21 protein-coding genes and 3 pseudogenes are annotated in these 24,810 nt (G+C 69.7%); 5 read left to right on the plus strand and 19 right to left on the minus strand.

Annotated elements, in window-relative coordinates; all coding sequences use genetic code 11:
- Positions 1-6: 6 nt before the first annotated feature.
- On the minus strand, positions 7-384 hold the full coding sequence (locus ABZ281_RS01735; protein WP_356651025.1) for a hypothetical protein: 378 nt from the start codon (positions 382-384) through the stop codon (positions 7-9).
- Positions 381-2,093 (minus strand): cytochrome c oxidase subunit I, encoded by a 1,713-nt coding sequence (gene ctaD, locus ABZ281_RS01740; RefSeq protein WP_356651027.1) that lies wholly within the window; start codon positions 2,091-2,093, stop codon positions 381-383. Before ctaD ends, ABZ281_RS01735 begins: the two co-directional genes overlap by 4 nt.
- A gap of 359 nt (positions 2,094-2,452) precedes the next feature.
- Here ctaD and ABZ281_RS01745 point away from each other — a divergent pair, with 359 nt between their 5' ends.
- On the plus strand, positions 2,453-3,547 hold the full coding sequence (locus tag ABZ281_RS01745; protein ID WP_356651029.1) for a glutamate--cysteine ligase: 1,095 nt from the start codon (positions 2,453-2,455) through the stop codon (positions 3,545-3,547).
- 16 nt (positions 3,548-3,563) lie between these two features.
- Here the strand turns inward: ABZ281_RS01745 and ABZ281_RS01750 are convergent, their stop codons facing one another.
- The gene (locus ABZ281_RS01750; RefSeq protein ID WP_356651031.1) at positions 3,564-3,914 is read right to left on the minus strand and encodes a hypothetical protein; all 351 of its coding nucleotides are present in this window, start codon (positions 3,912-3,914) and stop codon (positions 3,564-3,566) included.
- A gap of 526 nt (positions 3,915-4,440) precedes the next feature.
- On the opposite strand from ABZ281_RS01750, the gene ABZ281_RS01755 reads away from it, so the two are divergent.
- Together ABZ281_RS01755 and ABZ281_RS01760 are read left to right on the plus strand one after the other, a co-directional pair.
- Positions 4,441-5,541 carry a winged helix DNA-binding domain-containing protein gene (locus ABZ281_RS01755; RefSeq protein WP_356651033.1) on the plus strand — a complete coding sequence of 367 codons (1,101 nt, stop codon included), beginning with the start codon at positions 4,441-4,443 and terminating at the stop codon, positions 5,539-5,541.
- Between the two features lie 162 nt (positions 5,542-5,703).
- Positions 5,704-6,234, plus strand: a complete 531-nt coding sequence (locus ABZ281_RS01760) for a hypothetical protein (RefSeq protein ID WP_356651035.1) — start codon at positions 5,704-5,706, stop codon at positions 6,232-6,234.
- Positions 6,235-6,340: 106 nt separating this feature from the next.
- Here ABZ281_RS01760 and ABZ281_RS01765 read toward each other — a convergent pair whose 3' ends face one another.
- From ABZ281_RS01765 to ABZ281_RS01795, 7 genes are all read right to left on the minus strand, one after another.
- Positions 6,341-6,796 (minus strand): hypothetical protein, encoded by a 456-nt coding sequence (locus tag ABZ281_RS01765; RefSeq protein ID WP_356651037.1) that lies wholly within the window; start codon positions 6,794-6,796, stop codon positions 6,341-6,343.
- Positions 6,797-6,966: 170 nt separating this feature from the next.
- Complete coding sequence (locus ABZ281_RS01770; protein ID WP_356651039.1) at positions 6,967-8,631, minus strand: allantoin permease; 1,665 nt, start codon at positions 8,629-8,631, stop codon at positions 6,967-6,969.
- A gap of 126 nt (positions 8,632-8,757) precedes the next feature.
- Complete coding sequence (locus ABZ281_RS01775; protein WP_356651041.1) at positions 8,758-10,020, minus strand: hypothetical protein; 1,263 nt, start codon at positions 10,018-10,020, stop codon at positions 8,758-8,760.
- Complete coding sequence (locus ABZ281_RS01780; protein ID WP_356651043.1) at positions 10,017-11,291, minus strand: bifunctional glycosyltransferase family 2/GtrA family protein; 1,275 nt, start codon at positions 11,289-11,291, stop codon at positions 10,017-10,019. The genes ABZ281_RS01775 and ABZ281_RS01780 overlap by 4 nt, the downstream gene beginning before the upstream one ends.
- A gap of 135 nt (positions 11,292-11,426) precedes the next feature.
- The gene (locus ABZ281_RS01785; RefSeq protein WP_356651044.1) at positions 11,427-11,948 is read right to left on the minus strand and encodes a cellulase; all 522 of its coding nucleotides are present in this window, start codon (positions 11,946-11,948) and stop codon (positions 11,427-11,429) included.
- Positions 11,949-11,959: 11 nt separating this feature from the next.
- Positions 11,960-12,466, minus strand: coding sequence for a SigE family RNA polymerase sigma factor (locus ABZ281_RS01790; RefSeq protein ID WP_356651046.1), 507 nt, complete (start codon positions 12,464-12,466; stop codon positions 11,960-11,962).
- A 225-nt stretch (positions 12,467-12,691) separates the two neighbouring features.
- The gene (locus ABZ281_RS01795) at positions 12,692-13,057 is read right to left on the minus strand and encodes a DUF6479 family protein (protein ID WP_356651048.1); all 366 of its coding nucleotides are present in this window, start codon (positions 13,055-13,057) and stop codon (positions 12,692-12,694) included.
- A 109-nt stretch (positions 13,058-13,166) separates the two neighbouring features.
- On the opposite strand from ABZ281_RS01795, the gene ABZ281_RS01800 reads away from it, so the two are divergent.
- Positions 13,167-13,541, plus strand: coding sequence for a ferredoxin (locus ABZ281_RS01800; protein WP_031103717.1), 375 nt, complete (start codon positions 13,167-13,169; stop codon positions 13,539-13,541).
- Positions 13,542-13,618: 77 nt separating this feature from the next.
- Positions 13,619-14,797 (plus strand): acyl-CoA dehydrogenase family protein, encoded by a 1,179-nt coding sequence (locus tag ABZ281_RS01805; RefSeq protein WP_356651050.1) that lies wholly within the window; start codon positions 13,619-13,621, stop codon positions 14,795-14,797.
- Positions 14,798-14,979: 182 nt separating this feature from the next.
- Here the strand turns inward: ABZ281_RS01805 and ABZ281_RS01810 are convergent.
- The 9 genes and pseudogenes from ABZ281_RS01810 to ABZ281_RS01850 form a co-directional block, all read right to left on the minus strand.
- A pseudogene (locus ABZ281_RS01810) lies at positions 14,980-15,324 on the minus strand (transcriptional regulator); the annotation flags it as partial.
- A 157-nt stretch (positions 15,325-15,481) separates the two neighbouring features.
- Entirely contained in the window at positions 15,482-16,795 is a 1,314-nt protein-coding gene (locus ABZ281_RS01815; RefSeq protein ID WP_356651052.1) for an RICIN domain-containing protein, read from the minus strand.
- A gap of 349 nt (positions 16,796-17,144) precedes the next feature.
- Complete coding sequence (locus ABZ281_RS01820; protein ID WP_356651054.1) at positions 17,145-17,465, minus strand: Ig-like domain-containing protein; 321 nt, start codon at positions 17,463-17,465, stop codon at positions 17,145-17,147.
- Between the two features lie 159 nt (positions 17,466-17,624).
- Positions 17,625-17,993: pseudogene (locus ABZ281_RS01825) on the minus strand (carbohydrate-binding protein); the annotation flags it as partial.
- 681 nt (positions 17,994-18,674) lie between these two features.
- Positions 18,675-19,460: pseudogene (locus tag ABZ281_RS01830) on the minus strand (family 43 glycosylhydrolase); the annotation flags it as partial.
- Between the two features lie 346 nt (positions 19,461-19,806).
- Complete coding sequence (locus tag ABZ281_RS01835) at positions 19,807-21,156, minus strand: right-handed parallel beta-helix repeat-containing protein (RefSeq protein ID WP_356651056.1); 1,350 nt, start codon at positions 21,154-21,156, stop codon at positions 19,807-19,809.
- Between the two features lie 432 nt (positions 21,157-21,588).
- Positions 21,589-22,458, minus strand: coding sequence for an SGNH/GDSL hydrolase family protein (locus ABZ281_RS01840; protein WP_356651058.1), 870 nt, complete (start codon positions 22,456-22,458; stop codon positions 21,589-21,591).
- A 34-nt stretch (positions 22,459-22,492) separates the two neighbouring features.
- On the minus strand, positions 22,493-23,521 hold the full coding sequence (locus ABZ281_RS01845) for a rhamnogalacturonan acetylesterase (protein ID WP_356651060.1): 1,029 nt from the start codon (positions 23,519-23,521) through the stop codon (positions 22,493-22,495).
- 111 nt (positions 23,522-23,632) lie between these two features.
- Positions 23,633-24,691, minus strand: coding sequence for a glycosyl hydrolase 53 family protein (locus tag ABZ281_RS01850; protein ID WP_356651062.1), 1,059 nt, complete (start codon positions 24,689-24,691; stop codon positions 23,633-23,635).
- Positions 24,692-24,810: the final 119 nt, after the last annotated feature.

A 24,810-nucleotide genomic window follows, 5' to 3' on the forward strand; every position in this document is an offset into this window, starting at 1 on the left:
GGACCGTCAGCGGGTGAGCACACCGGCAGCCAGTGAGCCCGCCCCCGCGGCGCAGGCCAGCACCGCGCACGCACCGGCCGCGTGGCGTCGGAGCAGGGCGCGCCGGAGGTCGGCGTAGCGGCTCTCGTACTCCCGCCGGAGCTCGTCGGCTCGTCGCGCGGTGTCGAGTATCGCCTGCCGGGTGACGTCCAGGCGTCGGCGGACGTAGTGGCCGGTGAGTTCCTCGGTCTGGGCGGTGGTCAGCCACGGCATCCGGGCGCAGAGCTCCTCGGCCTCGCGCTGTGCCCGGTCGCGGTGGGCGTGGGCGAGGAGGTAGCCCTCGGTCTCGTCGGCCAGGACGCTGCGCCGCTCGTCGGCCGGTGTTCCCCGCCTGGCGCGTCTCACGACCGTTCGCCCTTGTGTCCCTCGGCGTCGAGCACATCGCGCTGCCCGGTGTTCTCCGCCTCGTCGAGGCTCGCCACGTCCGGGTGGCGCAGGTCGAAGGCGGGGGACTCGGAGCGGATCTTGGGCAGGGTGAGGAAGTTGTGCCGGGGCGGCGGGCAGGACGTGGCCCACTCCAGGGAACGGCCGAAGCCCCAGGGGTCGTCGACCTCGACCTTCTCGCCCTTCTGGGCGGTCCGCCACACGTTGTAGAGGAAGGGCAGGGTGGACAGGCCGAGCAGGAATGCGCCGATCGAGGAGACGGTGTTGAGGGCGGTGAAACCGTCGGCGGCCAGATAGTCGGCGTAGCGGCGGGGCATGCCTTCGGCGCCGAGCCAGTGCTGCACCAGGAACGTGGTGTGGAAGCCGACGAACAGGGTCCAGAAGTGGATCTTCTCCAGGCGGTGGTCGAGCATCGTGCCGGTCATCTTCGGCCACCAGAAGCTGAATCCGCCGAACATCGCGAAGACGATGGTGCCGAACAGCACGTAGTGGAAGTGGGCGACCACGAAGTAGCTGTCGGTGACGTGCCAGTCGAGCGGTGGGGAGCCCAGGATGACGCCGGTCAGGCCGCCGAAGAGGAAGGTGACCAGGAATCCGAGCGCCCACAGCATGGGTGGTTCGAACGAGAGCGAGCCCCGCCACATCGTGCCGATCCAGTTGAAGAACTTCACGCCCGTCGGCACGGCGATCAGATACGTCATGAAGGAGAAGAACGGCAGCAGCACCGCGCCGGTGGCGAACATGTGGTGAGCCCACACCGTCACCGACAGTCCGGCGATGGAGACGGTGGCGCCGATCAGACCGGTGTATCCGAAGATCGGCTTGCGTGCGAAGACCGGGATGATCTCGGTGATCACGCCGAAGAACGGCAGCGCCAGGATGTACACCTCGGGGTGGCCGAAGAACCAGAACAGGTGCTGCCACAGGACCGCGCCCCCGTTCTCGGCGTTGAACACCTGCGCCCCGAAGCGCCGGTCCGCCTCCAGCACCAGCAGCGCGGCGGCCAGGACCGGGAAGGCCAGCAGCACCAGCACCGAGGTGAGCAGCACGTTCCACGTGAAGATCGGCATCCGGAACATGGTCATGCCCGGGGCGCGCATGCAGATGATGGTGGTGATGAAGTTGACCGAGCCGAGGATGGTGCCGAAGCCGGCCAGCGCCAGCCCCATGATCCACAGGTCCCCGCCGACCTGAGGGGTGCGCTCGCCTCCGCTGAGCGGCGTGTACGCGGTCCAGCCGAAGTCGGCGGAGCCCTGCGGGGTGAGGAAGCTGCCGAGCACGATCAGGCCGCCGAAGAGGAACAGCCAGTACGAGAACATGTTCAGCCGGGGGAAGGCCACGTCGGGCGAGCCGATCTGCAACGGCATGACCGCGTTGGCGAAGCCGGCGAAGGTGGGCGTCGCGAACAGCAGCAGCATGATCGTGCCGTGCATGGTGAACGCCTGGTTGTACTGCTCGCTGGAGACGATCTGCAGCCCAGGCCGGGCCAGTTCCGCCCGGATGAGCATCGCCAGCGCCCCGGCGACCAGGAAGAAGCCGAACGACGTGATCAGGTACAGGTGCCCGATCTTCTTGTGATCGGTGGTCGTCAGCCAGGAGACGACCACCTTCCCCCTGCCGCGGCGCTGCACCGTGGATACGGGCGCAACCGGTTCAGTGTGTGTCGCCATCAGTTCCTCGATCGGCAGCAACGGTGCGCGGACGGTCATCCGCCCCGGAGGAACCTATTCGGCATGGTTCATCACCTTCGTCAGTCGCCGAGTGTCCCTGCGCCAGATGGCGGAATGAACCATTCGACCGGGCGAGTGCACCGACCCGGCCCAGAGCGGTGCGCCTTTTCCGGTGCAAGCGTTTTCTGCGTCTGTGTCGTGTTTTGCCCCCACGCGAGCGCGGCACTCGGTATCCCGTGAGCGTGCCCCCTGAGAGGTGACCATCGATGCGTGAGGCGCGCCTGAAGCGCCTGCCTGAGGTGCGCCCGAAGCACGCCGGAATCCGGCCCGGCCCTGCCGGGCGGAACAGAGGGTGGTCGATGACGACGATCGGCGTGGAAGAGGAGTACCTGCTGCTCGACCCGGTCACGGGCCTGCCGGTACCGCAGGCGGACAAAGTGCGCGCCGCGGCGGGCGTGGGACATCTGGTGACCGACCAGGAAGTGCAGTACGAGCTGCTCCAGGCGCAGGTCGAGGTGGCCACACCGGTCTGCCACACCCTGGAGGAAGTGGGCGGCCATCTGCTCCGGCTGAGGCACGCCGTCGGTGTGGCCGCCGAACAGCACGGCTGCCGGATCGGGGTCTGCGGCACCCCGCCGCTGCGGCACGGCCGGCCCATCGCCGTCACCGACCAGGCCCGCTACCGGGCCATGGTCACCCAGGCGCCGCAGCTGGTGGCGGAGCAGCTCGTCAACGGCACACATGTGCATGTGGCCGTGCCCGACCGGGAAGCGGGTGTGCAGGTCCTCAACCGGATCCGGTCCCGGCTGCCGACGCTGACGGCCATGGCGGCGAACTCGCCCCTGTGGGACGGCCACGACACGGGCTTCGCGAGCTGGCGCACGGTGATCTTCAGCCGGTGGCCGGTCAGCGGGATGCCCCCGCACTTCCACGACGCGGCAGACTACGACCGGCGCGTGGAACGGCTGCTGGAGTCCGGCCTGATCTCCGACGTCGGTCAGCTCTACTGGCAGGCCCGCCTCTCGGCCACCTACCCGACCATCGAAGTGCGGTGCCTGGACGTCCAGTTGCGCGCGGACGAGGCGGTCATGCTCGCCGCGATCGTCCGAGCCCTTGTGGAGACCGCCCTGGCGGAAGCGGCCGACGACTCACCCCTGCCCGACTGCGCGCCCGAACTGCTCCAGGCCGCCATGTGGCACGCCACCCGGCACGGCCTCGGCGACACCCTCATCGCCCCGGGCGGCACACCGCACCGCGCCGGCGACGTGCTCTACGAATTCCTGCGGCACGTAGCTCCCGCCCTCGACGCATCCGGCGACTCCCGGCAGGTCACGTCCCTGATCCACCGGTTGCTGCAGGAGGGTACCGGCGCGGACCGGCAGCGCGCCGCCCTCGCCCAGGGCGGTCTGCGCGCGGTCACCGAACTGATCAGCGCCCAGAGCACGATGCCGTGACGCGCTGAACCGCACCTCAGGCCGCCGCGGCGAACGCGGTCGAGACGGCCGTGTCCACACGCGCGTGGACGACCAGTCGCGTGCCGCCCATGTCGGCGCCCGCCTCGAGCGCGCGACGGGTGGGCGCGCTGTGCGTGGCCACCGATACCAGTGTGCCCAGCCCCCTGCACAGGCGGTGCACCCGGAGGACCACGCTGACCACCGCGCCCCGGGCGGCCGACTCGTCGAGGACGATGACGACGGGGGCCGGCCGGTAGGCCTGGACGAGGTCACTGATTTTCGCGAGGAGTGTGGCGCGCCCGCCGACCCCGGGGTCCTCATGGACCGTGATGACGAGAACTCCGTGATCGAGCGAATGGGACAGCAACACGGCCTCCGTGCCTCCGTTTCCTTCCCCGGCGGATCGTTCCGCCATGGAAGTACCCGCAGAGAGCCCGTCCAAGCCTCGCGGAGCCGTTGCCGCTCCCGGCGGCTCCACACCGCCGGGGTCCGTGGGCCGGTCTCTGAGGTGCCGCTTCTCGGGTAGCCGTCCGGTACGGCACGGAGGTGAGACCGATGGAGCGCAGCGGTGAGGGCGGCCGGCGGATGCTCGACGAGCTGTTGGAAGCCGGCCACAGTTCGCGCACGGCGTCGGGGACGTCGCCCTGCAGCAGCGTGGAGCCTACTCAGGTGAGGAGGAGTAGTCAGTCAGCAACGGCATCATCGCCCCCACCGGCGCCGCGGCTACCGCAGCGCCATACGCCGACACCGAGCAAGGTGACAGTTGCACGCGGAGCCCCGCCGACACCGAATGCGGTCACGGCCTGACCGCATCCCGTGCGACCGTGAGCACGCGCGCCGCCCCGGCACCTTGACCACGGGCCGGCACACGACCCGAAGACCGAGGTGCTCCGATGACCGTGCTCGACGCCCGGGCGCTCAACCGCGCCACCCTCGCCCGGCAGTTGCTCCTCGAGCGCGCCGGCCTGCCGGTCCTCGACGCCGTCGCGCACCTGGGCGGTCTGCAGGCGCAGGAACCGCAGGAGCCGTTCCTCGGGCTCTGGTCGCGGCTGCGGGCGTTCGATCCGGCGGAGCTGTCGGACCTGCTGACCGGGCGACGTGTCGTGCGCACCCACCTCATGCGCCGCACCGTCCACCTGGTCACCACCGATGATGTCCTGGCCTGGCGTGCTCGCCACGACGGCATGCTGCGCCAGCGGGTCCTCGGGGTCTACCGGCGCGAGCTCGACGGGGTCGACCCCGATGAGCTCGCCGCGGCGGGCCGGGGGGTCCGGGCCGACGGCGCACCCCGCTCCATGCCCGAACTCGCGCGAGCCGGCGCCGACCGCTGGCCCGCGGCGGGGCCCCGGCCCCCCGGCGAGATGCTGGTCGCCGCCCTGCTGCCCACGGTCCAACTGCCGCCGCGCGGCCTGTGGCGCACGAAAGCGGGAGTGCGCTGCGCACTCGTCTCCTCCTGGCTGGGACGCGAGATCGACCCGCCCGCCCCGGACGGCTCCGACCCCGTGGGCCAGGCGCTGGTGCGGCGCTACCTGACGGCCTACGGCCCGGCCGCCTCGGCCGACCTGCGCGCCTGGTGCGGCCTCGCCGGACTGCCCGGCGCGGTCTCCGCCCTGCGCGAGGAACTCGTCGCCTTCCGCGACGAGCGCGGCCGCGAACTGCTCGACCTCCCCGACGCGCCCCGCCCCGACCCCGACACCCCGGCACCCGTCCGCTTCCTTCCGGCGTTCGACAACGCGATCCTCGGCTACCACGACCGCAGCCGGATCATCGACGACGCGCACCGTCATCTCTCGGTGGCCGGCGAACGCGTCGTCCTGGTCGACGGCAGGGTCGCCGCGACCTGGACCGTAGACACGGACACGGTGCTCGTCACCCCGCTGCGCCGCTTCTCCCGGACCGACCGCACCGGTGTCGCCGAGGAAGGACGGGCGATGGCCTCCTTCCTCTCCGGCGACGGGTGCGACCGGGTACGGATCGAGGCCTCTCCCGGCTGAACCACGCCCCACGTCCCCGGAACGAACCGATGGCGTTGATCGGCGAGCGTTCACGGCTGTCAGGCGCACACTGGAAGGGTCCTGCCGGTGCTCACGAGGGGGTGTCGGCTTATGAAAACGTCAGAGCGTTTGACCGTGCGGTGGTGGCGGTGGCGACGCAACGTGCTCAAACGGCGCGTCGACGTCGTCGAAGCCTGGGTCGTGCTGGTCGGCTGGGTGCTCGCCCTGCTGGTCGGGGTGGTCGCCGGGTTGGTGGCCGCGGGCACGGTCGAGCAGGCCGTCGAACGGCTGCGGGCCGAGAGCCGCCAGGTCCCGGCGGTGGTCGTCATGGACGCGCCCGGCCCGTCGTCGGCCGGCGCGGCGAGCGACCACCGGGTGTGGGGCAAGGTGCGGTGGACCGCGCCGGACGGCTCGACCCACCGGGACGAGGCCCGGGTTCCGCCCAGGGCCCCCGCCGGGAGCACCCACACCGTGTGGGTGAACCGGAGCGGTGATCTCACGACGCCGCCGGTGACCGGCGGCGAGGCCTGGCTGCACACCGCCATGGGCGGCGCGCTCGCCGGGGTGTTCGCGGGCAGTGCGGTGCTGGGAGCCGCCTGGCTGGCCCGGCTGCTCCTCGACCGACGGCGCATGACCCAGTGGGACGCCGAGTGGGAGCGGATCGACACGAGAAGGGGCTGGAAGACGGGCTGAAACCGATCGGCTCCGCGTCAGAGGGTGGCGGCGGGGCTCAGTGTCTTGTCCCCTGCCTCCTCCCGTTCCCGGACTCGGGCGCGGAGCCCCACCCGTCCTGCGCGCGCTACCGCGACGGCTGTGGGAGGGAGGACTCGGACGGGACGGGCGTCGCAGTGGACAGCCGCGCCGTGGCCCCCTCGACCTGCCGCGCCGTGCTTCCGTCGGGCCGGTGGCCCGTGCCCGCGCCGGTGGACAGCTGGGACCAGGCCCCCAGCGCCAGGGCGACGGCGGCCGCCGTGGCGACGACCCGTCCCGCCCGACGGAGCTTGGACCGGCGGTCCAGGTCCCGCCACGCCACACGGACCCACAGGTCCTCCGGCTGCCACAGGTCACCGACTGCGCGCGGCGGCTGGAGTCGCCGTCCCGCCGCTCGCTCCCTCGCGGAGGGTTCCCTGGGCGCGGAGAGCCGTATGGCGGCCTCGCTGTCCGTGAGGAACCTCAGCCACACCTCGTCGGGGACCGGGGGAACGCCGTGCGGCTCGCGGGGAGTTCCCCGCCCGTCCGGCTCTTCGGTGGTCACGTCCCGTCATCCCCTCTCCGACCGTCGGGCCTGATCCTCGCGCAGCGCAAGATCATTATGCCGCCCGGGTCCCGGAGCCGCCCCCTCATCCGGTCCCGCACAGCGCGTCCGAGACCGACTTGGAACGTGCCGTACGGCGGGAGCGCCCGACCGCGCTCCCGCCGTACGGGTCAGACCGCCGCGGGCAGGACGTGGTCGCCGACCTTGTCGGTGCTCAGGCACAAGGAGCAGACGACCGCGTCGTGCGTTCGGCACGCCGCCACGTCCGGACGCTCGAACTGCTGTCGGCACACATGGCACTCGTAGGTGACGGCGCTGGGGTTTCCGTCCTCGTCCAGAAGGGGCTCGGCGACGCCGTCGTCGGTGCGGCGCAGGTAGTACCTGCCCTTGGTGACCACGGCCATCAGCGGCGTGAGGACGAAGGCGATGACGGCCGCGGCGACGGGGGAGTACGGCTGGAGCGTGTCGCCGAGGGCGTGGAAGTACAGGGCGATGGACAGCGCCGAGGCGGCGACGAAGGCGACGACCCCGACGGGGTTGACGGCGTAGAGCATGCCGCGGCGGAACTCGGGGGCGTGCGGGGACAGCTTCAGCACGTATTTGTTGATGCCGATGTCGGTGGCCACCGTGACCACCCAGGCGATCGCGCAGTTCGAGTAGAAGCCCAGGATGCTGTTGAGGAAGCTGAACATGTCGGCCTCCATCAGGGCCAGCGCGAAGCCCAGGTTGACCAGTACGAAGACCATCCGGCCCGGGTAGCGCCGGGTGACCCGGGTGAAGGAGTTGGTCCAGGCGAGCGAGCCCGAGTACGCGTTCGTCACGTTGATCTTGATCTGGCTGATGACGACCAGCACCACCGCCAGCGGGACGACGAGCCAGGACGGCATCATGGCGTCGAAGGCACCCTTGAACTGCTGGATCGGCTCGGGCGCGGCGGAGGCTCCGACTTCGGCGATGATGTACACCGCGAGGAACACGCCGATGGCCTGCTTCAGTGCCCCCAGCACGACCCATCCCGGACCGGCCATCACCACGGCCGTCCACCAACCGCGCTTGTTCGCCTCGGTCTTGGGTGGCATGAAGCGCAGGTAGTCGATCTGCTCGCCGATCTGCGCGATCAGCGACAGGCACACGCCTGCGCCGAGCAGCACGGACGCGGTGTTGATGCCGCCCTCCCCGTCGGTGCCCGCGTAGGCGAGGAAGCGGTCGACGGTGCCCGGGTCGGTGGCGACCAGGTAGACCAGCGGGCCGACCATCAGCAGCAGCCAGATCGGGGTGGTCCACACCTGGAGCTTGCTCAGCGCCGACATGCCGTAGATCACCAGGGGGATCACCATCAGCGTGGAGACCAGGTAGCCGAGCCAGAGCGGCAGTCCAAGGCCCAGCTTCAGGCCCTGGGCCATGATCGAGCCTTCGAGGGCGAAGAAGATGAAGGTGAAGCTGGCGAAGATGACACTGGTGAGGACCGAGCCGAAGTAGCCGAAGCCGGAGCCGCGGGTGATCAGGTCCAGGTCGATGTTGTAACGGGCCCCGTAATAGGCCAGCGGGAATCCGGTCACGAAGATGACGACGGCGGCGACGGCGATCGCGAGCAGCGCGTTGCCGGTGCCGTGGGCCAGGCCGATGCCGGCCCCGATGGAGAAGTCGGCCATGTAGGCGATGCCGCCGAGCGCCGTCGTCGCCACCACCATCGGGGTCCAGCGCCGGTAACTGCGCGGCGCGAAACGGAGCGTGTAGTCCTCGAGGGTCTCCTTGACGGCCTGGTCCGTGCCCGGCGCTGCCTGCTGTGCGGGGTCCGGCTCGGCGACCTCGACCAGTCGTGGCTCGGTAGTCATGCCACGCCTCCTTGCTGCGGGTTGGGGACTGACAAGGCAGGCACGGTAGGCAGTGGTCGTTACCCCTAAATACTTCCTGCGTGAAGGGAATGTTTCGGAGCCATCTCACCGGGCGTCGACGTCGCTCTACGGCACCCCCAGCACGAACAGCACGTATCCCGCGTACGACCCTGAAGCCAGCGCGGCCATGCCGAGGACCGTCGCCAGGGACGGCCACCTGAGCCGGCGCATCGCGAGGGCGAGCGGGACGAACAGCGGGAAGAGCGGGAGCAGATAGCGCGAGACGTTGCCGAAGTACTGCTGCGTCGTCATCACCATGAGGTAGGACAGGACGGTGTAGACGACGAGCACGGCAGGCGGGCGCAGGCGTATCAGCAGCACGCTCAGCACCGGCACCATCAGCACCACGCAGACGCCGATGACGTCCTCGAAGGGCATCGCGAAGAGGTAGTCGAAGTGACCGACGGGGAGGGACGTCAGCACGTTGAACGAGTGGACTCCCCAGTCGAACTTGTGGCCCCAGGCGCCGTCCTGGAGCTTGGAGTAGCCGTTGAGGTCGCCCATGCGGTAGTTGACCCAGGCGAGGTAGCCGAACAGGCCCAGGGGTGCGATCACCACGGCGGCCAGGGGGCGGCGAAACCCGTCCTCACGTCGGCGCAGGGCCATGACCGCGGCGAAGGCGAGGGCTGCCACCAGCGCGACCGCGGTGGGCCGGCAGAGCCCGGCCGCGCAGGTCAGCAGGCCCGCGGTCAGCCAGCGACGGGTCATGACGGCGTGACAGGCCCACGCGGCGAGGGCTGTGTAGAGGGACTCCGAGTAGCCCGACCACTCCGTGCCCGAGCCGGGCCACACCGCCCACAGCCCGGCGGCGACCAGACCGGCCCGGTGGCCTCCGAGGCGTTTCGTCACGGCGTAGACGCCGAGCGCGGCGGCGAACGATGCGACGACGGAGACCACCATGCCGGCGCCGTACAGGCCGAGTCCGGTGCATTCCGACACCAGCCGCATCAGCGTCGGGTAGAGCGGGAAGAACGCCGCCGAGTTGCCCTCCAGCGTGATCATGCCGGTCGCGCCCGGGACCGGCTTCAGGGCGGGGTCGTACCCGTGCTCGGCGACCCGCTGGTACCACCAGCCGTCCCAGCTCGCCAGGACGTCCCAGGCGTGCTCGCCGCCGCCGAAGCGCGGGTTCTTCTTCCGGAAGTCACCCGCGGAGTCCAGCAGATACATGAAGACGGCGAAGCCGGCCAGCTTCAGGACGCCGTACGTCAGCAGCACGGGCCCGTGGCGGACGGCGGCGACGCGCAGTCGAGGCCATGACTCCCGGGGTTTCCGGGAGAGTTCGGGGCGGTCGGTGCCGGAGGGCGGGCGGCGCAACTGGACGGTGCTCATGGGGCGGTGGTTCCTGTCATGCGGCGGGCCGGGAACACCCAGGCCCGGAAGAGGAGGAAGCGCAGCAGCGTCGCGGCCAGGTTGGCGGCGATCAGCGTCAGCAGCTCGACCCGGCGGCCGGCCCCGGGTGCGGTGTGGTGCAGGACGGCCAGCGAACCGCTGGTCAGGCCCAGCCCGATCAGGAATGTGGCGAGGCCCTTGAGGTGGTGCTGGAGTGCGCCGCCGTGGCCCCGTACGCCGAAGGTGAGCCGCCGGTTGGCCGCCGTGTTGGCGATCGCGCTGGCGAGCAGGGCGAGCGCGTTGGCGGTCTGCGCTCCCGTCGCCGGTCTGAGCACGGTGTACAGCAGCAGGTAGCACAGGGTGCTGGCGGCGCCGACGGCGGCGAAGCGCACCACCTGCCGAGGCAGACCCGCGGGCAGTTCCCCGTCGAGGTCGCCGCCGCTGCGTCGCAGCGCGGACAGCGGCAGCCTGCCGCAGGCCAGCGACCGCCCCAGCCTGGCAACGCCCCGCAGATCGGCCAGCGCCGTGGAGACGATGCGGACCCGGCTGTCGGGATCGTCCACCCAGTCCACCGGCACCTCGTGGATCCGCAGCCCCGCGCGCTCGGCGATGACCAGCAACTCGGTGTCGAAGAACCACTCGCGGTCCTCCACCAGCGGCAGCAGCCGCTCGGCGACGTCCCGCCGCACCGCCTTGAACCCGCACTGCGCGTCGGAGAAGCCCACGGCGAGCGTGCCGCGCAACAGCCCGTTGTAGCAGCGGGAGATGATCTCCCGTTTCGGTCCGCGCACCACCCGCGAGCCACGGGCCAGCCGGGTGCCGATGGCGATGTCCGAGTGACCCGAGATCAGCGGCGCGACCAGCGGCAGCAGCGCGGCGAGATCGGTGGACAGATCCACGTCCAGATACGCGAGCACCGGGGCGCGGGAACGGGACCACGCGGCCTGCAGCGCACGGCCCCGCCCCTTCTCCGCCAGCCGGATGAAGTCCGTGCCGGGCAGTTTCGCGGCCAGCCGGGCGGCGATCCGCGGGGTCCCGTCGGTGCTGGCGTTGTCGGCGATGGTGATGCGGAAGGCGTAGGGGAAGGTCTCGCCGAGGTGCGCGTGCAGCCGCCGGACGCAGGGCTCCAAGTCGTTCTCCTCGTTGTACACGGGAACGACCACGTCCAGGACGGGGTCCGGATGGTGCGCGGGCAAGGGGGCCCGGCGCGGCAGCGCGGACGGCTCGGATGTCGGGCGGTCGATCAGGGCCGACCGCCGTACGGTTCGCATCGCTGTCTCACGGTCTCTTTCTGGCGCGGGGCAGGCCCGAGCGCCGGTTCCGGGCATGCCGAAGGCGCCCGTGGCGGGTGGTGCGGTGAGGAATTCGGGGCGAGGAGCCCCTGACGTGAAGGGCCGCTCAGGCGGCTACTCGGTGTAGGCCGATGCGGAGGGTTCCTCGGAGTCCGGCGCGGACGGAGGGACCGTCGTCGGTGTCGAGGAGGGCGGCGTCGCGGGCGGCGTCGTGCCGGTCCGGCTCTCGGAGGCCGTGGCCGTCCGTGTGGGGTCGGCGGACCGGCTCGTCGTCCCGGACGGTGTGACGCCGCCGGTGGTGGTCGCGGGCAGGGACGTCTCGGGCTGCATGGCCGGCGTCGGGCTCGTCGCCGACGGCTCGGTCGTCGGTGTGCTGTCCGAGGAGGTCGTCGGGCTCGTCGCCGGCTGCGGCCGGGGATCGGCGGGCTGAGCCCGGGGGAGCATGCCGGGCAGCAGGGCCAGCCCGACACTGAGCCCCGCCACGGCCACGGCGGAGCCGCCCGCCTTCCACAGCAACCGCGACCTGCGGCGGGTCCTGATGCCCGCGTGCAGCCGCTGCCGGTGCGCGGGCTCGTAGGGGGTGTGCTGCTGGGTGTCGCGCATCAGCCGCGACAGGTCCCGCTCGAAGTCGTCCATCGGTTCTCCTTTCATGTCACGGGCCTGACGGCGTCGGACAGGATCTGGCGGAGCCGTGCGACTCCGCGTGACGCATGGGACCTGGCGGTGCCCACCGGGCAGCCCAGGGCCTGTGCGACCTGGGCTTCGGGCAGGTCCTCGTAGTAGCGCAGCACCACCGCCGCCCGTTGCTTGGGCGACAGCTGGGCCAGCGCCGCCTCCAGCCGCGAACGCTCCGCGACGGCGGACGACACGTCGAGCGGGCCGGCCCGGTCGGGCAGCTGCTCCACCGGACGCTCCCCCCACCAGCGCCGCCGCGCCGAGCGGGCCGCCAGCCGTACCAGCACCGTGCGGACGTACGCCTCCGGAGCCTGGTCGGCGATCTTCGGCCAGGCGAACCACAGCTTGACCAACGCCTCCTGCACCAGATCCTCGGCACGCTGCCGGTCGCCCCCCGTGAGCAGACGCGCGACATGGAGCAGCGTCGACCAACGGGCGGCCGCGAACTCGTCGAAGCCGTCCGCCCGAACCTGCTCCATCCTCACCGTCCTGCGTCTCAGTGGCCCCCTACACCTCTCAAAAGACACCGGCCCCCGCTCCGCGATGCACTTGAAACCTGTGATCCACCTCACGCCTGTGCTGCCGGTCCCGGCTCCTGCCTCACCGGTGTGCTCCCGCCCCGGACATGGAAAAGGGCCCGTGCGCAGGCACGGACCCTTTTCGCCAGGGCTCAGCGGTCACGTCGGCCGCCTCCCCCCGGGGGATCAGCCGCCGCCCGGGCCGCCGCTGCCGAACGAACCGCTGTCGCCTTCGTTCCAGCGAGGGCGCTCCTGCGACGCGCTCGTCCGGTCGCTCATGGTGCCGTGGCCCTTCAGCTGGTGCGGGGTCAGACGCTCGTCGCTGCGGGGGACCTCCTCGGGCTCCCGGCGCTCACTCGTCTCGCGGACCGGGCCCCCGTCGGGCGGCTGCGGCTGCTCGTCCGGGCGGGGTGTGGGCAGTTCCCTGCGCTTGACGCGCGCGCCGAGGACGAAGGCCCCCAGCAGCAGGGCCACGACCACCACACCCGCCACGATCAGCCCGATGCCGACGGCGCCACTGCCCGCGGCCATCTCCATCCATGCGCTATTCATGGCACGCGGGTACCCCTGGTCCCCTCGGTGAACCTGCCGGGCACGGGCGACCGCCGCACCGGACGGAACACCGGGTTTGACCGGCGTCGACCGGGGCTACCCGCGCGGTGTGACTTCGACGACATCCCAGCAGGAGCTCTTCCGGTTCCTGGAGGACCGTTTCGCCTGTGCGCAGGCGTGCACGGAGTGCGCGCGGGCATGCGCGCTGCGCGCAAGCCTCGTGGATCCCGACGGCACCGAGAACCAGGAACTCGTACGACGCAAGGGCATCATGTGCGCGGAGGTCTGCGACGCGACCTGCCGTGTGCTGTCCGAGCAGAACCAGGTGGACGAGAGCACCATCCGAGTCCAGGTGGAGTGGTGCCGGACCGTGTGCCTCGAGGCCGCTCACGTCTTCGACCGGCAACCCGGAGCAGAGGACTCGGCGGCGGCGTGCCGCGCCTGCGCGCGGGCGTGCACGGACTTCCTCGCCACCTTGAACTGACCAACGCCATTCCCAATTTCTGAAACACGTTCTACGGTGTGCGCCGACAGGACCGGCCTTGGGAGCCTGGAGGCGCCGTGCACCTCGAATACACGCCCGAGCAGCAGCGGCTGCGCACCGAACTGCGGTCCTACTTCGCCGAACTCGTCCCAGACCACGCCTACGCCCGGCACGGCGACCCGGCCGCCCAGAAGCGGTTCTACCGCGAGACCATCCGGCGGCTCGGCATGGACGGCTGGCTCGGGGTGGGCTGGCCGAAGGAGTACGGCGGGCGCGGCCTGACGGCCATGGAGCAGTTCATCTTCTTCGACGAGGCCGCCCAGGCGGGCGTCCCGCTGCCGCTCATGGCGCTGAACACCGTCGGACCGACGATCATGCAGTACGGCACCGACGAACAGAAGGCGTACTTCCTGCCGAAGATCCTCTCCGGCGAGATCGACTTCGCCATCGGCTACAGCGAGCCCGGCGCGGGCACCGACCTGGCGTCCCTGCGCACCAGGGGGGTCCTGGCGGGCGACGAGTACGTCGTCGACGGCCAGAAGATCTGGACGACCAACGGCGACACGGCCGACTGGGTGTGGCTGGCGGTCCGCACCGACCCGGACGCTCCGCCGCACAAGGGCATCACCATGCTCCTGGTGCCGACCACCGACCCGGGCTACTCCTGCACCCTGATCAACACCCTCGCCTCCCACGACACCACCGCCAGCCACTACGAGAACGTCCGCGTCCCCGTCTCCCGCCGGGTCGGCGCCGAGAACCAGGGCTGGCGGCTGATCACCAACCAGCTCAACCACGAACGCGTGACCCTGGCCGCGCACGGCACCATGGCGATCCGCGCCCTGCACGACGTGCAGCGCTGGGCCATGGAGACCAAGCTCGCCGACGGCCGCCGCGTCGCCGACCTGTCCTGGGTACGCCGCCTGCTGGCCCGCACCCACGCCCGGCTGGACGCGCTCAAACTGCTCAACTGGCAGATGGTCGGTGCCGTCCAGGACGGCACCCTCACCCCCCAGGACGCCTCCGCCGTCAAGGTCTACGGCTCGGAGGCCCGGCGCGATGCCTACGCCTGGCTCATGGAGATCGTCGCCGCCCCCGGCGCCCTGAAGGAGGGCTCGGCCGGAGCGGTCCTGCACGGCGAACTCGAACGCGGCTACCGCTCGGCGGTCATCTTCACCTTCGGCGGCGGCAACAACGAGATCCAGCGGGAGATCATCTCGTGGATCGGGCTGGGGATGCCGAGGGTGCGACGCTGACTGGGGGGCGTGACGAAGACTTTCAGTTGGCCCAAAAGAGGGACAACTGGCACCAAGATCACGGGTGTTCTCAGAGGTCCCGGCGCATCACCTCGATGCAGGTGGCTCGGGCCGCGTTCGATCGGTCCGGGGACAGGGGGTTCCGAGGTTCATGCCGCCGTCGGTGGTGATCGGTGGTTGCCGTCGCAGCGGGCGCTCACTCCGATCGTCCCGTCCCGTGTTCCGGTCTCCCGGGCGAGCGACTCGTACAAGGCGTGGTCGTGGGGCCTGCCCTCGGCGACCAGGACCACGTGGTCGGAACGCCGAGTCACCAGCGACGGCATGCCCACGGCCGAAGCCGCCCGGCCCACGGTCCGCGCGAAAGCGTCGTCCGCGACCCGGTTCCTCCACTGCACGACGACCACGTACTGGATGCGGTGCAGGTCGTGTCCGAACGCCTCGGACCGGGCGTAGGCGCTCGCCTCGTCCGTTCCCCCCAGAAGATCGTCGACCAGTTCGCGGCACAAGCGCAGCTCCACCTCAGCCAGACCCGGATTCATGGGAGGCGGCGACGTGACAGAGTCTTCTGGTCGATCCAGGGGCAGTCGTTGTGATGACCTTTCAGACGGGTGCGCGAAGGATTGCCGCCGCCATGTCGGGGCACCGCCCGCCCTGTTGCCCGAGCGGTGCCCCGACAGGTCCCCGTCAGACGCGGCGGCGGATGAAGCGCTGGTTGGGGTTGCCGCTGTAGGTCCACTGGGAGATGCGGGCGCCGTCGGCGGTCGAGTACTCCCAGACATCCATCGCCAGGCCGGACTCCCGGTTCACGAGGCTGATCACGCCACCGCCGTGGTCGACCACGCGCCACTGCTGACTGGTGGCACTGGTATCGGCCTGTTGGACGACGTCCGCGCCGGTCGCGGTGCCCGTGGGCTGGAGGAACAGGCCACTGTGCAGTGCCTTGACGCGGACGTGGCCGTTACCGGCGTCGACGAACTCGAACTGCTGGTTGGGGCGACTGTTGGTGGTCCGCTGGACGAGCTGTGCGCCGGCGGCGGTGGAGGCCCCGTTGATCTCGGCGGCCTTGCCGCTGTGCTGGGCCAGCAGGGTGTAGAGGCCCGGGCCGCCGGGCGAGTCGCCCAGCTGGGCTTCCCACCTGGTGTTGGACCCGGACGCGTCAGCCGGGAGGCGGTCCCGTGCGGCGGTGTCGCCGTACATGGTCCAGCGGGCCCAGTCGACGACGGTCCTCGGGAAGCGCTGGTCGCTCCAGAAGCTGGTGTGGCTGCCGCCGACGAAGGTGAGAAATGCCTTGGGCCAGGTCATCTCCGAGTACGCCTGCCGGGCCGAGGAGTACTGCGTGGTCGAGTCCCGGTCGCCGTGCACGAAGAGGACCTTGGCCGAGACCGAGCTGGACGGGTTGCCCATGTCGGTGCAGGACTGGGGGTTGGCGGAGATGATCCGGCTGTCGGGCCAGGAGGTCAGCAGACCATGGGTGACCATGCCGCCCAGGGAGTGGCCCGAGACGCCGACGCCGATGCCGGTGTTGATGTGCCCGGCCAGCGGTCCGCTCGCGTTGAGCGCGAGGGTGTTGGTGAGGATCTGCGAGACGTCCTTGGAGGTGTTGCCGTTGTTGACGTCGCTGAAGTTGTGGTTGAAGTGCGGGGCGGGGACGATGAAGCCCGCCGAGGCCAGGGCCCGGATGACGAACAGGGAGTTCTGCGGGCTGCTTCCGTAGCCGTGGGTGAAGTTGTAGACAGGGAAGACCCCGCCTGCGACCGGGGCGTCCGTCACCGGGTTGCCGTCGGCGGTGCCGGTGGCCGGGTAGTAGACGTAGGTGGTGCACGGGCGGCTGCCGCGGGTCCAGTTGTACCGGCGCACGCCGACCGCGAACGGCGTGGTCGGCGCGGTGTCCAGTGGCCCGGCGGCGGCCGGTGCCTGTCCTGCGCCGAGCAGGGACAGGCCCACGCCCGTCGCTCCGGCCGCGCTCATGCTGAGGAAGGTCCGTCGTCGCAAGGCCATGGTGACTCCTTGGGTACGGGGATGGGTGGGCGGTTTGGCATTCGGTTGGTCCTGTTGCCGGGTGCGTCCCGTCGGCGACAGAGGCCGACAGGCGGACGGGGCGCACGACGCAACAGCGTGTGTGGGTGCTCCTGCCACCCGCGAGGGGCGGCAGGAGCGGCGTGCGGTTGGTCGGGCGCACCGGATGTCGGGGAGGGTGTGGCCGTTCCGGTCGAACACGGCCTGGCTTCCCCCAGGCGCTGGCGCAGTTGTTGCTGTCGGCCACCGAGTGAGCGGAGCACAGCTGTGAAGCAGTGATGGTGTCGCCGGTGCCGTCGTGGTCTGGGCGGTGCGACGTCGGTGAAGCAGGCTATGAGGTGGTCACGTCGTGTTCACCGTGGCTGGGCATGACGTCGATGACCGCCGTGACCGGTCCTGTGCCGGTCGTCCCGGTGACTGTCACCTCACCCGGCCTGTCGGTCGCGCCAGGCGGCAACGGCTGCCAGCGGACGGGGACACGGGTGATCGTGTTGTTGGCCGTGGTGAGCATGTGGATGGAGGAGGGCAGCTTCGGGGCGGCTCTCACCACGGTGGCGGTGTGGACGGTGTCCTGGAGGATGTGCTTGGCGCGGCCGGCGTTGAAGACGTTGATGGACGCGTGCGGTTCCCACGTGTTCGCCAGTCCGGGCACGGCCCAACGTCGTCGTGACCGCGATGGCGCGGGGCGGACCGCTGCTGCTCATGTCCTTCTCCTGACGATGTGACGTACGTGCGGCACGGGCTGTTCCGTACGCTCTGCCGGTCGAGGAGACCGGCAGAGCACGGGATGTCAGCCGGCCGCGGCACCGACATCGAGGTAGTCGACGTTGGGCAGTCCGGCTGCCGCGGTCGGATTCAACCGAATGGTGTTGCTGCCGGCGTTCAGCGGGACCGTCACGGTCTTGGTCGTCCACGTCGTCCACGCACCGGTGGACTCGAACGAAAGCGCCCCTGCCGTGGCTCCGTTGACGACGAGGTTCGCGGGCCTGGCACCGGTGGTGGCGCCATTGGCGAACCGGATCCCCAACGTCGCCGTACGGGCGGTCGCGGAGTCCACGGTGAACTCCGCGAAGGCCCCCACAGCGCTGTCGCCGTTGCAGAACCCGCTGCCGGAATAGCCGGCTTGATTCGAGTCGATCGTGCCCCGGCACTGTGCCGGAGCGGTCTCTGCCTCGTAACGCCCCGGAGGCGCTGGTGTGTCGGCAGAGGTCTTGACGAGTGAGAGCTGGTCGACGGTGACGCCGCCCGAACCCGACGCCCGCACGGTGACGGTGGCGGCCCCGCCGGGCAGCCCAATGCCGGTGAGCTCGCGCTTGGCCCAGCCGCCCGACGACGGGATGCCGAGGGTGCGTTGGCTGCCGTTGGCGCCGGTGATCACGACCTGTCCTGCGCTGCCCCGAGCGTGCAGGGACAGGGTGTAGGTACCTGCGGGCACCGTCTCGACCCGCTGCTCGACGCCGCCGCTGTTGCTCACCTGGAGGGCGAAGCGAGACCCGTTCACACCACCGTTGACGTTGGTCACCGAACCGCCGAGGTTCCGCCATCCCCGTACGCTGGAGACGATGACGCGGTCGGCCTGGATGTCGGGGTTGAGCACGTAGTTGTTCGCCGGCCCGACACGCCACTCTCCGGTCGTGGCGTTGAACTGCCACTGGCTCACCGAGTGGAACTGTGGCCTGACGCCGGTCTTGGTCACCGGCATCCATTGGTTGTACCCGAGGCCGTTCCAGGCGAAGTCGGCCCAGCGGTCGCCGGCGAAGATCACCGTGTTCTGCTTGGTGCCCTTGACCGTCACGAAGAACCCGGTCTGGGTCACGTGGCTGTAGTCCATCTCGGTGCCGGCAAGTGTGTACTCGCCGGTATAGGAACCCTGGATGTTGCCGCTGGTCGACTCCAGGACGTGCGCGACCGAACTGTTCCAGCCGTGCAGGTCCGACGCCGCGTGGTAGTACGTGCCGTCGAGTTTGAACATGGCGTTGCCCTCGCGGCCGGAGGAGTTCTGGCCGATCTGCACGCCCGGCTCCGCCCGCAGCGAGTCGGACTCCCTGAGCTCGCTGACGAAGGCGCGATAGCGTCCTTCGCGGTTGGAGAAGATCAGGTAGTCCTTGCCGTTGTCGTCGGTGAAGACGGTCTGGTCCCCGGTGCCGGTCGTGGGCGAGTTGGTGATCTGGGACTGGAAGTAGCCGTAGTCGAAGGTGTCGGTGGGTGAGTCGCCCTGCAGGAACAGAACCCCGTGCCCGCCCCCGACATAGGCCTGGGTGGCGAGTACGTACTTGCCGGTGTTCTCGTTGTACGAGACCCCGAGCCGCCCGACCCACCCCGCCTGACCGAGGGTGGCGCCGTTGTTGATCTTGGTCGAGCGCGTCGCGACTTTGTTCTCGAACTTCCAGTTCACCAGGTCCTTGGACGAGTACACGGGGATCGAGACGAAGCTGACGTTGCCATCGTACTTCCTCGTCGGATTGGCCCGGTAGAGCTCGGCGCCGGTGTAGTGCACGCCGTACCAGTAATAGGTGTCACCGAACTTGAAGACCCCACCGCCCTGCGAATAGATGGGGTTGCCGCCGGTGTCGTTCCAGAAGGTGTTGTTCGTGATGGTCTGGAACGTGCCCTCGTCAGCGGTCTTCAGATCGGCGGCGGCGCTCATCAGGGCTGTCTTCGCGTCGGCGACGTCCGATGTGGTGGCCGACGTGTCGCCGGCGACCTCGGCCGCGGCGGTCAACGCCTTGGCGAAGGGCTTCCAGGAGTCGGCCGTGTACTTGGTCGGAGTGCGCGTCTGGTAGTCGGACACCAGGTATTCGAGACCGCGATCCACCACCGGTCCAGCGGCGGCGGGCCTCTGGTCCTGGAGCTTCGTTGCCTGTGTGTGCGTTGCAGGTGTCTTTGCCGCGGCGGTGCTCGCCGAGAGCGGCGCCGCCAACGCCACGGACAACAGGGTGGCGGCGGCCAACTTCCAGTACGTGGAGACGACACGCGATCGTTGCCTCAAGAGGTCACCTTCCGTCACTCTCAAAGGCGCCGAGATCCGGCGCACTTCCGCTGAAGGGCAGTCCCACGTCGGTGCCCTTGTCGATCAGGGCACTGTTCGCCGCGAGACGGAGGTGGGGCAGCACGGGCAGGTTCCCGTCGGTCTGGCGGGGCGCGTCCCAGCCGGACGTCGACACACTGTGGAACTGGGAGTGCGACAGGGGGACGCCGAGGTTCCAGGAGTTGTACGCGGCGTTCGTGCCGCTCATGTTCGACGTCGCCGTTCCGGTGTAGGCGATGTTGTTGCGCAGGTTGCCCCGGCCGACGGCGGCGCCGCGCGAGTCGATTCCCAGCATGTTGAAGTTGGGGTGGTTTCCATAGCCGGTGTTGTTGAAGAAGTCGTTGGCCACCGGGTGGTGGTTGGCGTAGAAGCCGGCCGCCTTGTTGAGGAACGCCACCGAGGAGCGGACGGTGTGCTTCGGCGCGTTGGCCTCGTAGTCGCCCCCGTAGCCGCCGGACTTGAAGCCGGCTCCGTTGCCGGAGGGCGTCGTCGTCCCCGGCACGTACCCGTTGCGCCAGGCCCACGAGTTCTCGATGATCACGGGAGAGTAGGTGGAGATGAGATCGAACCCGTCATCGGCGTTCCACCACGATCGGCAACCCCGGAACACGTTCGCGGGGCGGCCGACCGGCGTGTAGTGCGCACCGAACCCGTCGGCGTTCTCGCCGGGCCCGTCGTTGCTGCGCGGGTCGTAGTTGTCATGCGCGTCCGAGTTGAGGACGAGGTTGCCGGCCCCGCCGCTGATGAACAGGCCGGTACCCATGTGATGGTGGGTGTTGATCTGCTCGAAGACGTCGTTGCTGCCGGAAACCCAGATCCCCCAGGACTCGGCGTTGCGGTTGTTGTTCTGGGGAACGCCCTTGACTTCCAGTCCTTTGAGGTGGATCCAGCTGCCGGTGACGTTGAAGCCCTTGATGCGGCAGTTGTCCGTCATCCGCGAGAAGTCGAAGACCGGCTTCTCGCCCGGATGGGCCCAGTACCGGATCGGGTTGCCCGAGCTGCCGCTCTTGTTGAGGGTGATCGCCTCGACCTTGGCGGTCTGGCTCGGACAGGCGCTGTTCGCGCGGGTGTAGGCGTAGGTGCCGCCCCGGAAGTAGACCGTGTCGCCCGCTTTGGCGACGGCCTGTGCACGGGCGATCGATGCCCACGGAGCGGCCTGCGTACCAGCTGCTCCGTCGTTCCCGTTCGGGGCGACGTAGTAGGTGTTTCCGGCCGCCGCGGCGCTCGCGGACGCCGAGCCGGGGGGCATGGCGACGGAACTCGCCGTGACCACCGAGAGCAGGAGAGCAGGGGTGCCGAACTTCGCGGTTCTCACAGCGTCATCTCCCGAGTAGACCGTCTTCCTGGCACTGTCATGGACGCGTGTGCCACCTTCCGAGCGAGCGGCCCACTCCCTGATCGCTCGGGCGGGGGCCGAACAGACATCGCGAAACAGCTGCTCTGGTTGAACGGGGGCGGCGTGTTCGAGGAGGCTCAGCACTGCCGCCGACACGCTGCACACATCGCTGCCCAGCCCACGAGTGGCAGTGCGGACCTCAACGGCGAACTGGCGGGAGTCCTGTGCGTGTCCGGGCTGCGTTGGCCGTTGGGTGGGTGGTGGAGTACGGCGGGCACGTCATGTCGACCGGCCGCGAGGTCTCCAACTCGCACGCCGGTTCCGGAACCACCGCAACTGTCGAGCCGACCAGCCGTGATTCATCCATGGAGAGGCCTCCTGTCACCACCGGTTCGGGCCCACCGCCGCGTGCTACCCGAGATACGCGGCGAGCGGGAGGTTCTGGCGGCGCACGTCACCGGCGACGAGCCCTGCGACCCGCTGGGCGCCGTAGGTGTCGAAGTGGGTGTGGTCGTTGCAGAAGAAGGTGCCCAGGGGACCGCTGCCTCCGTAGTCACCGTTGTTCGGGCAGAAGCGCAGACTGTTGTAGAGCGAGACACTGAGCATCTGCAGGTCGATGACGGGGGCCCTGGTGGCGGATCCGGCGGCGAAGGTCTCATTGACGAAGCCGCGGTTCTTGGTCGCTGTGCCGCCGGAGCAGGTGATCGCAGCCACCGGGGTGAGCAGCACCGGGTGCGCGCCCCGGGCCAGGGCGGCCTGGGCCATCGTGGTCATCAGCTGTCGGTACCGGGCCGGGCCGACGTGCCGGGGGCAGGTCGAGGAGGAGTCGTTGATGCCGAACTGGATGAACAGGTAGTCACCGGCCTTCATTCCGGTGCTCGAGTTCAGCATCGCCTGCCAGCGGGACGAGTACGTGGTGGACGTGAGGCGGCACTCACCGTCCGAGCCCTTGGCGCTGCTCACGTTCCCCTCGTACAGCCAGGTCTGGATGCTGCGGCCTCCCACCGCCTGGTTCTTGACGGTCACGTCGCTGTTGAACAGGGCGTCGAACTGGCTGCCCCAGCCGACCGGACAACGGCCGGAACTCGGGTTGGCCATGGTGGAGTCGCCGGCCAGCCACACGGTGACCGGCGCGGCGATCGCCCGTGCGGCCGGGACCTGGGCGCGGGAGGCACTGGTGCAGTTCGTGGCGACGTGGTCCGCCGCGGATGCGGCGCTGACACCGAGGCTCGACAAGGCGATCACGAGCGCGGTCGTGATGAGAATCCGTAAGTTCCTCAACGGGTCCCTCCTTGGGACTGGCGCCGGGCGTCGGTCAGCGCAGGTACGCGGCCAGAGGCAGGCGCTGCTCGCGGATGCTCTGGAGCACCAGCCCGCCCATCTGGCTCGCGCCGTACTGCGAGAAGTGGGTGTTGTCCGTGACACCGTCGACGGATGAGCGCAGGAAGAGTTGTGCGGAGGCGGACGGGCCGAGGGACTCGACCAGCGTCTTGCTCTTGGTGGTCAGATCGATCACTGGCACGTTCTGCGCCGTGCCGACCTGGCGCATCTCGGCGGGCAGGTTCACTCCGAGGCCGTTGACGTGCAGTGCTGTGGGCGTGAGCCGACTGCCGTTGAACTGCCGGCGGACCGGCGGGGTCACCAGAACCGGGACGCCGCCCTTCGCACGGACCTGCGTGATCATGGAGGTGAGGTTGCTTCGGAAGGCCGACGCGCTGGTCTGCTTGTCGTTGTGGCCGAACTGGATGAAGACCGCGTCGTTCGCCTTGACCTTCGGCAGTAGCGCCGGGAAGAGCGCCGAGTTCCTCAGGAAGCTGCCCGAACTCTCCCCCGAGTCCGCGTAGTTGGCGACGGACGCTCCGGGACCCACCGCCGGCGTGATCATCTGGCCCCATCCCGTGTACGGGGCCACGGGCTGGTCGCACACGGTCGAGTCACCGGCCAGGTAGGCGACCAGCGGCTGGGTCGCCGGTTTCACGGAGACGGCCGACACCTGCGGGTTGGTCCCCGCGAACCGGATGTCAAGACCGGGGTTTCCGGTGCCGCCCTGGCCGGTCGGCTGCCCCTCCGGCTGCCGCACGTTGACCGTGAACGAGTACGTTGCGGCGGCACCGGCCGCCGTCTTCGTCGCCGGAAGCATCAGGCGCCGGGCCTCCACCCACATGTCGGTCGCGGCGGCAGCGGCACCACCGAGGGAGACCGTCACGTCGTAGTTGCCGGGTGAGACCGCGTAGTGACACTTGATCGGCGCAGTGCCGGAACAACCGGACGGCAGTGCCCGCGTGGCGGCATCGGCATGCGCCGCACCGGTGCCGACCAGCATCGCAAGGGTCAGCAGACCCACTGCTCCCAGCCTGACCCCGTGCCCTTCGAGACTCAATGTCATGCCCATTACAATCACCAATCCCAGTTCTTGACCGGAGAGTTGCCCGGGTCGAGGTCCATGGCCCGTTGCTCAGGCCTGAGTGAAGCCGTTCATGATCGCGGTGGGCCGCTTGCTGGAGGAGTCCCAGGCGCCCATGTTGTAGCCGGTGAACGGGGACATGCACTCCGGCTCCCAGTAGAAGATGCCCTGCCCGCCATTGGTCTTGAGGGCCTTGATGTAGGCGACCAGCGAGGCCTGGGTGGAGGACGCGCGGTCCACCCGACCACCGAACTCGCTCTGCAGGAACGGTTTGCCGTAGGCGTCGGAGATCCTCCTCATGTTCCCGACGATCCCGGCCGCGAGGTCGGCGCTGCCGTAGGAGGAGAAAACCGACATGTCCCACTTCCCGCCGTTTGCGGCGAAGCGACTGAAGAACGTCGTCATCACGTCGTACTTCTGCGGCTGGGCCAGGTGAATACACACGGTCGAGTTCGGTGACACCGCCTTGACCTTGTCGTATGCGGCGTTGAGTAGTCCGGTGAGCTGCGCCGGGCTGGAGACGCTGCCGACTGGGCGGCAGATGCCGCTGTTGATCTCGTTGCCGATCTGCACCCAGGTGGGGAGCACGTCGTTGTTCCTCATGACCGTCATGGTCTGGTTCACGTACGTGCCCATCGCGGTGCGCATCTGGCTGTAGCTCATGTTCCGCCAGGCCGCGGGCGGGTTCTGCACACCGACGGAGTTCCAGGTGTCGCCGAACATGTAGTCCAGCATGATCGACATGCCGGCGGCCTTGACCCGCTTGGCGAAGGCGGCCACCTCGTTGATGCCGCAGTGCCCGTTGGCCGGGTCGCTGGAAGGGGTGACGAACGTACGCAGGCGTACGGCGGTGATGCCGTACCCCTCGAGGATGGTCAGCAGGTCTTGGGTCTGCCCGCCGGCGTTCTTCCAGGAGTAGCCGCGCGCCTCCATCTGAGGTGCCCAGCTGATGTCGACGCCCTTGACGAAGCTCGCCGCGGCCTCGGCGGGCGTCTCGAGTTCGGCGAACGCGACGGCGGTGGCGAGCGCCCCGGCGGTGGCGGTGGTGGCCTTGAGCAGGGTTCGCCGGGTGATGCGCCCGGCAACTGGTGTGGGGGGTTGCGGGGACATGGTCGGTCCTTTCCTTGCGTCGGCCGCAGGTGAGACGTCGCGGGCGGCGGAGAGCGGGTCAGAGAGACCTTCAGGAGCGAGGCGGGTGCATGGGGCAACTGACGCTCAGGCCCGAGGAG

It is taken from the genome of Streptomyces sp. NPDC006265 (genome assembly GCF_040613555.1).
GTDB lineage: Bacteria > Actinomycetota > Actinomycetes > Streptomycetales > Streptomycetaceae > Streptomyces.

Bases quoted from the DNA above. Each gene is read 5' to 3' on its own strand.
- ABZ281_RS01785 (WP_356651044.1), bottom strand. From the start codon at position 11,948: ATGGACGACTTCGAGCGGGACCTGTCGCGGCTGATGCGCGACACCCAG.
- ABZ281_RS01850 (WP_356651062.1), bottom strand. From the start codon at position 24,691: ATGTCCCCGCAACCCCCCACACCAGTTGCCGGGCGCATCACCCGGCGA.
- ABZ281_RS01755 (WP_356651033.1), top strand. From the start codon at position 4,441: ATGACCGTGCTCGACGCCCGGGCGCTCAACCGCGCCACCCTCGCCCGG.
- ABZ281_RS01780 (WP_356651043.1), bottom strand. From the start codon at position 11,291: ATGCGAACCGTACGGCGGTCGGCCCTGATCGACCGCCCGACATCCGAG.
- ABZ281_RS01795 (WP_356651048.1), bottom strand. From the start codon at position 13,057: ATGAATAGCGCATGGATGGAGATGGCCGCGGGCAGTGGCGCCGTCGGC.
- ABZ281_RS01775 (WP_356651041.1), bottom strand. From the start codon at position 10,020: ATGAGCACCGTCCAGTTGCGCCGCCCGCCCTCCGGCACCGACCGCCCC.
- ABZ281_RS01790 (WP_356651046.1), bottom strand. From the start codon at position 12,466: ATGGAGCAGGTTCGGGCGGACGGCTTCGACGAGTTCGCGGCCGCCCGT.
- ABZ281_RS01815 (WP_356651052.1), bottom strand. From the start codon at position 16,795: ATGGCCTTGCGACGACGGACCTTCCTCAGCATGAGCGCGGCCGGAGCG.
- ABZ281_RS01770 (WP_356651039.1), bottom strand. From the start codon at position 8,631: ATGACTACCGAGCCACGACTGGTCGAGGTCGCCGAGCCGGACCCCGCA.
- ABZ281_RS01745 (WP_356651029.1), top strand. From the start codon at position 2,453: ATGACGACGATCGGCGTGGAAGAGGAGTACCTGCTGCTCGACCCGGTC.
- ctaD (WP_356651027.1), bottom strand. From the start codon at position 2,093: ATGGCGACACACACTGAACCGGTTGCGCCCGTATCCACGGTGCAGCGC.